Origin of the sequence: Gillisella terrae, from assembly GCF_004801395.1 — a bacterium.
GTDB classification, from domain to species: domain Bacteria; phylum Pseudomonadota; class Alphaproteobacteria; order Rhizobiales; family Rhizobiaceae; genus Allorhizobium; species Allorhizobium terrae.
Window position 1 is genome coordinate 382,470 of sequence record NZ_SSOA01000004.1, and the last position, 11,670, is coordinate 394,139.

At 52.5% G+C, this 11,670-nt stretch carries 10 protein-coding genes; 2 read left to right on the forward strand and 8 right to left on the reverse strand.

Annotation, left to right across the window (positions count from 1 at the left end):
- The first annotated feature begins 113 nt into the window (after positions 1–113).
- On the forward strand, positions 114–1,154 hold the full coding sequence (gene holA, locus E6C51_RS11245; RefSeq protein ID WP_146934007.1) for a DNA polymerase III subunit delta: 1,041 nt from the start codon (positions 114–116) through the stop codon (positions 1,152–1,154).
- A gap of 435 nt (positions 1,155–1,589) precedes the next feature.
- On the opposite strand, the gene E6C51_RS11250 is transcribed toward holA, so the two are convergent.
- From E6C51_RS11250 to hemE, 8 genes are all read right to left on the reverse strand, one after another.
- On the reverse strand, positions 1,590–2,471 hold the full coding sequence (locus E6C51_RS11250) for a ParB/RepB/Spo0J family partition protein (RefSeq protein WP_146934005.1): 882 nt from the start codon (positions 2,469–2,471) through the stop codon (positions 1,590–1,592).
- A 26-nt stretch (positions 2,472–2,497) separates the two neighbouring features.
- Positions 2,498–3,292, reverse strand: coding sequence for a ParA family protein (locus E6C51_RS11255; RefSeq protein WP_190235984.1), 795 nt, complete (start codon positions 3,290–3,292; stop codon positions 2,498–2,500).
- A gap of 18 nt (positions 3,293–3,310) precedes the next feature.
- Positions 3,311–3,946 carry a 16S rRNA (guanine(527)-N(7))-methyltransferase RsmG gene (gene rsmG, locus E6C51_RS11260; RefSeq protein ID WP_190236043.1) on the reverse strand — a complete coding sequence of 212 codons (636 nt, stop codon included), beginning with the start codon at positions 3,944–3,946 and terminating at the stop codon, positions 3,311–3,313.
- A gap of 4 nt (positions 3,947–3,950) precedes the next feature.
- On the reverse strand, positions 3,951–5,825 hold the full coding sequence (gene mnmG, locus E6C51_RS11265) for a tRNA uridine-5-carboxymethylaminomethyl(34) synthesis enzyme MnmG (RefSeq protein WP_190235985.1): 1,875 nt from the start codon (positions 5,823–5,825) through the stop codon (positions 3,951–3,953).
- Positions 5,826–5,850: 25 nt separating this feature from the next.
- Positions 5,851–7,176, reverse strand: coding sequence for a tRNA uridine-5-carboxymethylaminomethyl(34) synthesis GTPase MnmE (gene mnmE / locus E6C51_RS11270; RefSeq protein ID WP_190235986.1), 1,326 nt, complete (start codon positions 7,174–7,176; stop codon positions 5,851–5,853).
- Positions 7,177–7,378: 202 nt separating this feature from the next.
- Positions 7,379–8,644 (reverse strand): transcription termination factor Rho, encoded by a 1,266-nt coding sequence (gene rho / locus E6C51_RS11275; protein ID WP_146933997.1) that lies wholly within the window; start codon positions 8,642–8,644, stop codon positions 7,379–7,381.
- Between the two features lie 194 nt (positions 8,645–8,838).
- Entirely contained in the window at positions 8,839–9,378 is a 540-nt protein-coding gene (hemJ, locus tag E6C51_RS11280) for a protoporphyrinogen oxidase HemJ (protein WP_146933995.1), read from the reverse strand.
- Between the two features lies 1 nt (position 9,379).
- The gene (gene hemE, locus E6C51_RS11285; RefSeq protein ID WP_146933993.1) at positions 9,380–10,414 is read right to left on the reverse strand and encodes a uroporphyrinogen decarboxylase; all 1,035 of its coding nucleotides are present in this window, start codon (positions 10,412–10,414) and stop codon (positions 9,380–9,382) included.
- Between the two features lie 405 nt (positions 10,415–10,819).
- On the opposite strand from hemE, the gene E6C51_RS11290 reads away from it, so the two are divergent.
- A complete protein-coding gene (locus E6C51_RS11290) occupies positions 10,820–11,641 on the forward strand; it encodes a pyruvate, water dikinase regulatory protein (protein ID WP_146933991.1) in 822 nt (273 codons plus the stop codon).
- Positions 11,642–11,670: the final 29 nt, after the last annotated feature.

Genomic DNA, 11,670 nt, shown 5'->3' on the forward strand with positions numbered 1-11,670 from the left:
GCATCCAAGCGTTATAAATATACGAACATGCCGTAACACTTTAAACCCGCTGTAAAATTGCTTAGACCGATTGCGGTCATGCACGAATGCGGTTGGTCCGGACACGAGGCAACATGGTTGAAATCAAGTCGCACGAGTTCGATGGATTTTTACAAAAATCGGCGCAACACTATAAGCTTTTCCTGATTTACGGGCCTGATGTCGGCCTCGTTGCAGAGCGCGCTGCCGCTCTCGCGAAATCCACAGGCATCGCGCTGGATGATCCCTTTTCGATTATTCGCCTCGACAGCAGTGATCTGCAAGGTGATCCCGGCCGTCTTCTCGATGAAATGAACGCGCTTGGTCTGTTTGGCGGGCAACGTTTGGTGTGGGTGAGGGGCGTTGCCAACGAAAAAGCCGTGGTGGATGCACTTCAGCTGCTCTCAAAAGATCCACCGGAAACGGCCTGCCTGATCCTGGAAGCCGGTGATTTGAAAAAGACGGCGGCGACACGGAAAATCGCTGAACCAGCCCGCAATATCGCAGTCATTCCCTGCTATCAGGATGACATTCGCGCGATCAACGCCTTGATAGACGCCGAATGCGCTGCTGCCAACAAGCGAATCACACCCGCCGCCCGCACGCTTCTGGCTGAATCTCTGGGTGGGGACAGACGTGCATCCCGCAATGAAATTTCGAAATTACTGCTCTATTGCCTTCACGATGATCTGATCGACGAGACCCACGTGGAAGCTATCATCGGAGATGCAAGCGCCATTTCCACCGACGAGGCCGTAGACGCCGTGCTGGCGGGCAACCCGGATGCTTTGATTCACGCCATTCAAAAGATCTCGACGTCCAAGACACCGATGTTTCTGGTACTTCAGGGTTGCCTGCGTCAATTCCAGCTTCTTGATGTCATGCGCAGTGAAATGGAAGAAAAGCGCCAACAGCCCGCACAGGTTATGCAGACCTTGGGCAGGGGCATCCATTTCAAGCGTAAACCGCTGTTCGAGAAAGCTCTCCGGAACTGGCCGCTGGCGGCCATTACCCAAGAAATGCAACGTCTCCAGGCAACCATTTTGGCAAGCAGACGGCAGCAGTCGCTGGAAGACACAATGGCTTTACACAGCCTTTTGGCAATCACCTTGCAATCGGCGCGGCGCAATCGATAGATAATCATTAGCTGGCTACCATGTGATGTGCCATGTCTCGTGCGAGAAGATCGCTAGACCCCATTCTCTACACGGCATAATTTTTCGCTCAAACCGATTCCGATTAAAGGCATTGGGCGATAGCCATCGCGCAGTCAAACAGCAAATCGTCACGCATAGAACTTGGTGGCAAAAGCACCATCGGTTTCGCAATTCCGATCTGCGCTGCTGCATAATTCCAATATGATAGAGTTAAGAATGTGTCAGAAAAAGCGGAATCCGGTTTTCCCAAACAGACAGATGAAAGCGAAGTTGAGCTACAGCGTCTTGCGCAATATAGGGCTTACAAAGGACGCTGCAACATTTTTAATCTGCTGCATGACTTTCTTTAAATCGATTCCGATTCAAGAAATTATGCAGGCGAGTGGGTCATGTTCAATCTGACGCTGACAGATTTTATCGTGATTCCAGGAGGCGACAAATTTCCTCCAATTGCTCAAGGGTTTTATAATTGATCCGCAATTGGCCGCCGCTTCCTTTGTGACTGATTGTCACGTCCAAACCGAGGCGGTCGGTCAGGCTCCGCTCAAGTGCAATTGTATCTGAATCTTTGCTCTGAGCAGCGGCCGCTTGGCGGTTTTGACTCACGCCGCGTATATCATTTTGCGCGAGCCGTTCTGCGTCACGCACAGACATACCTTTTGCGACAATCTGACGGGCGAGGGCCGTCGGGTCTGAGGTTGAAACCAGCGCTCTTGCGTGACCGGCAGAAAGTGAACCATCCGCCAACATATCCCGCACTGGTTCTGGCAGCTTCAACAATCGTAAGCTGTTAGCGACGTGGCTTCGGCTTTTGCCAATGATCTCACCGAGATCATTTTGGGTGTAGCCGTGATCCTCAATCAACTGATCATAGCCCATGGCTTCTTCCAGAGGATTAAGATCAGCACGTTGAACGTTTTCAACGATCGCCAGCTCAAGAGCGGTCCTGTCATCCACATCCCGGATAATAACGGGGATTTCAACCAAACCCGCCAGCTGGGCTGCGCGCCAGCGCCGCTCACCGGCAATGATTTCATACCGTCCAGCTCCCACAGTGCGAACAACAACGGGCTGGACAATTCCATGCTGCCGAATGGAGCCAGCAAGCTCCTGCAATACAGTCTCGTCGAAATAGCGGCGGGGATTGCGCGGATTGCGCGACACGAACTCGATGGGTGTCATCCGGTCGGGCGAAACAGGCGCTCTTGCCTCATCCACAGGGATGGGTTGATCCATCTCGCCGATCAACGCAGCAAGACCACGGCCCAGACGCCGCTTTGAAATATCGTCATTCATAACGAACCTCTTTCGTCGAAATTCAATCAGGCCGCTTTGCGCTGGCGCTCACGCTGTATAACCTCAGAGGCAAGCTGGAGATAGGCTTGGCTGCCTGCACATTTCAAGTCATACAGAATGGCCGGCTTACCATAAGACGGAGCCTCTGATACGCGTACATTTCTTGGAATGAGCGTATGATAAACCTTTTCACCGAGATGGGTGCGCACATCGCTCACCACCTGCTGAGCGAGATTGTTTCGGGAATCAAACATTGTTAGCACGATGCCCTGAATATCCAGGCTTGGATTAAGGCTGCGTCGAACCTGACTGATTGTTTCCAACAACTGGCTAAGACCTTCCAATGCGAAAAACTCACATTGTAGCGGAACGAGAATGGAATGGGCAGCCGCCATCGCATTCATTGTCAGCAAATTGAAGGAGGGGGGGCAATCCACCAACACATAAGAATAGCTCAGAGCCTCGGGCGAGACCAACGCATTCTTTAACCGAAATGCGCGATCGGTCTTTTGCGAAATTTCCATCTCAAGCCCGAGCAAGTCGAGCGTCGAGGGTATAATCGAAAGGTTAGGAACAGCCGTTTCAACCGCGGTTTCATCGACTGTGTGGGTGCCAATCAACAGGTCATAGGATGAGAGCTTGCGGTTTTTCCGCTCGATGCCAAGACCTGTGCTGGCATTGCCCTGCGGGTCAAGGTCAACAATCAGCACACGTTCGCCAATCGCTGCTAGGGCCGTCGCAAGATTAATGGCCGTGGTGGTTTTACCAACGCCGCCTTTTTGATTTGCAATGGTGATGATGCGATTTTTCTCGTAAGCCATGAGGTCACCCGACTGATCTTAATCTGATCGCGCGAGACCGCCAACTTCGAGGATTACGGAGTCTCTCTCGATCACGCTTGGATGTATTACCAGATCGAAAGCCCAACGACCACGCGCTTTCTCCACTTCAGCCAGATAATCCCGGCCTTTATGCAAAAAGAGCTTCATAGTCGGGTTCTCAAGCGCCCAGGGTTCGCTATAGCTGAAGAGAAGATCGAGGTCAGCCAAGGCACGGGCAGAAATAGCGTCGCAGCGGGGAAGGGTCTTGTAAGCATCATCGATTCGAAGTGGATGCACCTTTCCACGCGCGCCTGTCTCCATCAACGCAGTGCGCAAGAAGCCCGCTTTTTTATGATTGCTCTCAACCAGATCAACCCATCCGTCAGTAAATTCGCCAAGGAGAATTGCCGTGATGACGCCCGGAAATCCGCCGCCACTGCCCAGATCGATCCAATGCTTTGGCTCCGGCGAGAGCTTGAACAATTGCACACTATCAGCGACGTGACGGTGCCATACCTGATCGCGTGTAGAATTGGCAACGAGGTTCATGGTCTTGGACCACTTTTGAAAGAGGTCCACAAAATGGACCAGCTTTTGATGTGTTTCACGTGAAACACGTAGCCCGGTAAGATCAGCCAGAAGACTCGCGGACATTGTATCAGCTGGCATGACGCACTGTTTCCTTGTTTAAGTAAGCAATAAGAAGCGAAATCGCCGCAGGCGTCATTCCGTCCAATTGCGCAGCCTGCGCGAGATTCACAGGACGCGCTTTCTCCAATTTCTGCTTCAATTCGTTCGACAATCCGGACAAGGACGCGAAGTCAAATTCGGGGGGAATGCGTCGCTCCTCGTCGCGCTTGGTGGCGGCAATGTCGGCATTTTGCCGATCCATATAAACAGCATAGGTGGCATAAATTTCGACGGCTTCAGCAATCTTAGGCTCAAGCTCCGACAGTTCCGGCCAGATTTTTGTCAGACTGGCGAGATCCAAATCGGGGTAGGCCAGCAGCTCCAGCGCTGAACGCCGACGTCCATCCTGATTGATCGCAATGCCACGCGCTTGAGCTTCATTGGGAGTCACCACCTTGTTTTGCAGCTCTGCAATGGTGTGGTTTACCTCAGCGCTGTAGCGCTGGAATTTATCGGCCCGTCGGCTATCAATGCAGCCAAGTTCGATGCCCAATGGCGTCAATCGTTCATCGGCATTGTCAGCGCGCAACGAAAGACGGAATTCCGCGCGCGAGGTAAACATACGATAGGGCTCAGCAACACCACGGCTGGTCAGATCGTCAATCATCACGCCGATATAGGATTGTGTCCGGCTAAAGTGAACCGCTTCCAAACCGCCCACAGCCCGCGCTGCGTTGATGCCTGCCACGAGACCTTGCGCACCCGCTTCTTCATAACCCGTCGTGCCATTGATTTGGCCTGCGAGATAAAGACCCTTTAAGCGCTTCAGCTCCAGGCTCGGGGAAAGCTCGCGCGGATCAACGTGGTCATATTCAATCGCATAGGCGGCCTGCAAAATGGTGACATTCTCAAGTCCGGGCAAGGTGCGCATAAAGGCGTGTTGAACGTCTTCGGGCAGGGAGGTTGAAATTCCGTTCGGATAGACTGTGAAGTCGTCCAGACCTTCCGGCTCAAGAAACACTTGATGACCATCACGGTCGCCAAAGCGGGTGATCTTGTCTTCAATAGACGGGCAATAGCGCGGGCCAACGCCCTCGATCTGGCCGGAGTACATGGCGGAAAGGTGGATATTGTCTCGAATGATTTTGTGGGTTTCCGCTGTTGTGCGGGTAATGCCACAATCAATTTGCGGATTGGTAATCGCATCGGTCATGAAGGAGAATGGCACAGGATCGGCATCAGCGGACTGCATTTCCAACTCAGCCCAACGGATCGTTCGGCCATCCAGACGGGCGGGCGTTCCGGTCTTCAAACGGCCAAGCTTCAGACCCAGCTTGCCAAGGGTCTCACTCAATCCCACCGACGGTGCTTCGCCGACACGACCGGCCGGAATTTTCTTTTGGCCAATGTGAATAAGCCCGCGCAAGAAAGTGCCCGATGTGAGGATAACGGCCCCCGCCGCGATTTCTTGCCCATCCGCCAGCACCACGCCGCGAACCTGCCCATCAATGATCGTCAAGTCAAATACGTCACCTTCAACAATGGAAAGGTTTTCCTGCCCAAACAGACTGGCCTGCACGGCATTGCGATAGAGTTTCCGATCCGCCTGGGTGCGAGGGCCCCGGACAGCCGGGCCTTTCTTTCTGTTCAACAGACGAAACTGGATTCCGGCAGCGTCTGCACAGAGACCCATGACCCCGCCAAGCGCATCAATCTCACGCACAAGATGGCCTTTGCCCAAACCGCCAATGGCGGGATTGCAAGACATCACTCCGATGGTATCACGCTTGTGGGTTACGAGCGCTGTCGAGGCACCCATCCGTGCAGCGGCGCTGGCGGCTTCGGTGCCTGCATGACCGCCACCAATCACCACAACATCAAATTTCTGCTTTGCCACTGCCATCTTGATCACCAATGTTTCACGTGAGTCATTTTCCAACGCAAAATTCAGAGAAAATCTTGCCCAATAATGTTTCGGTATCGACTCGACCAATCAACCGACCCAAGCTGTCTGACGCCATACGCAAATAGTCTGCGCGTATTTCCAGTCCGAAGCGGCTATCCAGAGCACGATCAATATAGTCCAACGCTTGTCGCAGACATTGAATATGTCGATGGCGGCTTGGAATGATTGATTCTCCTGATCCGATACGGTTCCGAATCGTTTTCAAGAGCAGGCTTCTGAGCGATTCAATGTCATTTGCGTTATGGCTGGACAATAACAAATCAAAACCTTCAGGCTTTGGCGTCGCCTCAACCAAATCTGCTTTCGTTCCGATAGATAGATACGGAACCGAAACAAATTCCTCTGCGCCATTATCGCTCATTGCCGATAAATCTTGAAGCAGCAGCACAAGGTCTGCTTCTTCGATCTTGCGAAGAGCGCGGCGGATGCCCTCTTGCTCGACTTCTTCTTCCGTCTCGCGAATACCGGCGGTGTCATACAGGCGAACGACGTAACCTTCAAGGTCAATGTCGCATTGAAGGATATCACGGGTCGTTCCCGCATAATGGGTAACAATGGCAACGTCACGCCCAGCCAGTGCATTCAGCAAACTGGACTTGCCTGCGTTTGGCCGTCCAGCAATCACCACAGTAAAGCCATCACGAATAATCTCGCCACGGCGCTCGTCCAGACTGGCTTCATGGATGGATTGCCGCAAGGCCGATAGCTCCTCCCAGACAACAGGAGCCACGGAGCCTGGAATATCCCCTTCATCAGAAAAATCCAGATCGGCCTCAATCATCGCTCGGCAGTATATCAGACGGTCTCGCCATCGATTGTAGAGGGCCGTGGCTTTGCCATCAGCCTGCTGCATGGCCTGCCGTCGTTGCATCTCCGTTTCAGCGGCAAGGAGATCAGCAAGGCCTTCAATCTCGACGAGATCCAGCTTTCCATTTTCAAAGGCGCGCCTGGAAAATTCGCCGGCCTCCGCCAAACGACAATTGGCCTCATCACCCAAGCGAGCCAGAAGAGAGGCCACAACGGCACGACTGCCGTGAACGTGCAATTCGGCACAATCTTCGCCAGTAAAAGAGGCTGGGCCTTCGAAAAACAACACCAACCCGCGATCAATGGTTTGACCGTCACGGTCCCGAATCGATCTTAATGCTGCGACGCGCGGCGCAGGAAGGGCACCACACACCGAGCGCAACACCTCTTGCACGGATGGTCCGGAGAGCCGTATGACGGCAACGCCGCAAGGAAGGGCGCCCGTCGACAAAGCAAAAATAGTGTCCCGTGCCATAGGCATCCTCATTTCCAACCGTATCAGATCAAATCGATTCCGATTTCAAGAATTATGCAGTAGCCAGATAAACGAAAAGACCTCCAGTTTTTTCAAACCAGAGGTCATTTATAGCAAAAAAGAATCCGGCTCATTATTGAGAAGTTGATCTTCGAAAACGCCCTCGATCGAGGCTATAAAATCTAAGACACCTCAGAGCCGGCTCACTTTAGGTGTTCATCGACTCGAAGAAGTCACCATTGGTCTTGGTCTGCTTCAACTTGTCGATCAGGAATTCAATGGCATCGGTGGTGCCCATTGGAGCCAGAATGCGGCGAAGCACAAAAATCTTCTGCAGATCCTGACGCGGTACCAACAGGTCTTCCTTACGGGTGCCGGATTTAAGAATATCCATGGACGGGAAGATACGCTTATCGGCGACCTTGCGATCAAGCACGATTTCGGAATTGCCTGTACCCTTGAACTCTTCAAAGATCACTTCGTCCATACGGCTGCCTGTATCGATCAGTGCGGTGGCGATGATGGTCAGCGATCCACCTTCTTCAATATTACGTGCCGCACCGAAGAAGCGCTTGGGGCGCTGGAGCGCGTTGGCATCCACACCACCGGTCAAAACCTTACCCGACGATGGAACAACGGTGTTGTAGGCGCGGCCAAGGCGGGTGATGGAATCGAGCAGAATGACAACGTCGCGTCCGTGCTCCACCAGGCGCTTGGCCTTTTCAATCACCATTTCAGCAACTTGCACGTGGCGCACAGCGGGTTCGTCAAAGGTTGAGGAAACCACTTCGCCGCGCACGGAACGCTGCATGTCCGTGACTTCTTCCGGCCGCTCGTCAATCAGCAGCACGATCAGATAGCATTCCGGATGATTGGCCGTGATGGAATGGGCGATATTCTGCAACAGAACCGTTTTACCGGTGCGTGGCGGTGCCACAATCAGGCCGCGCTGGCCTTTGCCAAGCGGTGCAATCAAGTCAATCACACGGGCAGAAAGATCCTTGGTGGTTGGATTTTCCAGTTCCATCTTGAACCGCTCATTCGGATAGAGCGGTGTGAGATTATCAAAGTGAACTTTGTGACGGATTTTTTCCGGGTCTTCAAAATTGATGGTGTTGACCTTGAGAAGGGCGAAATAGCGCTCACCTTCCTTCGGACCACGGATCGGACCTTCAACCGTGTCACCCGTCTTCAGTGAGAAGCGGCGCAGCTGGGAAGGGGAGATGTAAATATCATCTGGCCCCGGCAGATAGTTGGCATTGGCCGAACGCAAAAATCCAAAGCCATCCTGAAGAACTTCAACCACGCCCTGACCGATAATCTCGACGTCCTGAGCCGCCAACATTTTCAAGATCGCAAACATCAGTTCCTGTTTGCGCATTGTGGAGGCGTTTTCGACCTCGAGCGATTCAGCGAAGGCCAGCAAATCGGTTGGCGATTTGCTTTTAAGTTCTTGTAGCTTCATTTCAGCCATGAAGGGGACCATAATCTATCGGTTTGGGGAAGGGCGTGCGGAGGAAATTCGGCCCTTTCGGATGGACCGATAAGAACGTAACATGCATGCCTCGAAGAATTGTGTGGCGAAAATAGCCAAAACCAGACTGCGCCGCAAGGGGACACGGCGATTTCAGCGCAAAATAACCGAAATCTCCGATCTCTACCCCTCAATTAGAAGGGTTTAACCACCACGAGAATCACAATCACGATCATTAGCACTGTGGGTATTTCATTCATTGCCCGCCAAAAGCGAGGGGTTTTTACATAATCGCCACGGGCGAAAGCTTTGGCACTCCTGCCAAAATATTCGTTCACCAGGGTCAATGCTACAACAGCTGCAATCTTTGCATGTAGCCAGCCCCCTTGAAAATGGAAAAAAGCAGAAGCCATGTAGAGGCCCAGAATCCAGGAAATGGCCATGGCCGGCCGCATGATGACATTCATCAGCCGCCTTTCCATCACGGCAAATGTCTCGGCCTGAGCTGATCCTTTTGGCGCGTCGGAGTGATAAATAAACAGCCGGGGCATATACAAAAGCCCGGCCATCCAGGACATCACCGCGATGATGTGAAGCGCCTTGATCCAAAGATAGGCTTCATCCGGCCCCAGCCAAAACAACCAAAGACCGATTGCGCAAAATATCAGCAGTGCAATCACCGCGCGGGTTTGCGCTTTTCTTCCGGCTTTTTCGCTCTTTTGGCTCTCGCTCATCTCAAGCGTTCTCCCCACGCACGTGGCGCACAAGTTCACTTACTGTTTCCGGTTGAGCCTGAGGCGTAATGCCGTGGCCGAGATTGAAAATCAGTGGGCCATTGCCAAGACGATCCAGAATCCGGCTGGCTCCATCCTTCATCGCCTGACCACCGGCAATCATCAACATGGGATCGAGATTGCCCTGCACAGGGCTTTCTTTTTGAAGGTCCGCTGCAAAGGACAGCGGCACGCTCCAATCAAGACCAATGGCATCAGCGCCCGTCTTTCGCGCATAGTCTTTCAGCAAAATGCCGGCACCCTTGGCAAAGGCGATAATTTTGGCATCCGGACGGCGCGCGCGCACCGTATCGACAATACGCTTGACCGGTGAGACGCAAAAATCAGTAAATTCGTCTTCACCGAGAACGCCTGCCCAGGAATCGAAAATCTGAACGGCGTCCGCGCCCGCTTCTAATTGACCCAGAAGATATTCTGCAGACAAATCCGCTAGAATATCGAGAAGCCGCAAAAACGCTTGCCGCTCGCGATAAGCAAACAAGCGGGCCGGGGCCTGATCCGGTGTGCCATGACCGGCAATCATATAGGTCGCAACCGTCCAGGGAGCGCCACAGAAGCCCAGCAGGGTGGTTTCATGGGGGAGGGTGGCTCTGAGCTTCTCAACGGTGTCCAGAACCGGGTTCAGGTGCGGAAAGACCGAGTTTATCGAAAGCCCATGAATCTCATCAGCTGATATCGGTGTCATTTCAGGGCCAACACCTTCGCTGAAGGTGACATTGCGCTTCAAAGCATCTGGAATGACCAGAATATCAGAGAACAGAATGGCAGCATCAAAGCCATAGCGACGGATGGGCTGCAAGGTCACTTCAGTGGCAAGCTCTGGCGAATAACAGAGATCGAGGAAACTTCCGGCCGTTTTGCGCGTTTCTCTGTACTCAGGAAGATAGCGTCCTGCCTGACGCATCAGCCAAATGGGTGGCGGAGAGAGGGTTTCGCCTTTGAGCACCTTCAGAATCTTTCGGTTTTCAACGCTCACATCCGGACCTTTCAAATTATAAAAGAGAGAATCTTTTTTTCTTCTATTTCTAAGAGTCTGTGATTAGCACGGGTTAAAGACTATCCACAAATCTGTGCCATGTTATGAGATTATATCCACACTGTGGAATGGCATATTGTCTCATTGGAAGAACAATGGGATTCGTTTAAAAAAGCCTATAAAAATCAAAGGATTGATTTTAGATTTATTGATAGCCTTGCCTGTGGATAAGCTGGGTATGGTCGCTCTAAAACCCGCGCTGGATGACTCTATCCACAGGCGTCACGAAACTTCGTCCCGACGGGTCACTTCTGTGGACAACCTGGGGGTTTTCCACTTGCCTAAAATCGCTTCCCGACGCTACCTGCTTTTGTACAAGTTTATCAACAAGGGAGGCAGGATAACGTGGAGAACCGCAAAAACTTCTTTCATCTTCACCTGATTTCTGACTCAACGGGAGAAACGTTGATCTCGGCGGGGCGGGCCGCTGCGGTGCAATTTCTGCATGTCAGCCCGATTGAACATGTCTATCCGCTGGTGCGAAATCGCAAACAGGCTGATGCGGTGGTGAGTGCCATCGATAAAGAACCAGGCATTGTTCTCTACACTATCGTTGATCCCGAGCTGGCCGATTTTATTGATAAACGCTGTGTCGAAATTGGTGTGCCGAGTGTGAATGTGATGGAGCCGATTATCGGCACGTTTCAAACCTATCTCGGCCCGCTGGCGCGCAGGCGGGTTGGCGCACAGCATGTGATGAACGCCGATTATTTCGCGCGCATTGAAGCCTTGAACTACACCATGGATCATGATGATGGCCAGATGGCGGATGATTATGATCAGGCCGATGTGGTTTTGGTCGGCATTAGCCGCACGTCCAAAACGCCCACCAGCATTTACCTTGCCAATCGCGGCATCAAAACGGCCAATATTCCCATTGTGCCCGGTGTGCCCTTGCCTGAAAACTTGCTGAGTGCCACGAAACCTCTGATCGTGGGCTTGATCGCCACATCAGACCGCATCTCACAGGTTCGTGGGCATCGCGAACTCGGTTCGGTTTCGGGCTTGGATATGAGCGATTACACGGATCGCGCCACCATTGCCGAAGAGTTGAAATATGCAAGAATGCTGTGCGCGCGCCATAATTGGCCGATTATTGATGTCACGCGCCGCTCAATCGAAGAGACGGCTGCCGCAATCGTTGCTCTGCGCAGCAAGCTGCGCTAAGCCAAATTCAGGTTTTTAACGTTTCGAGG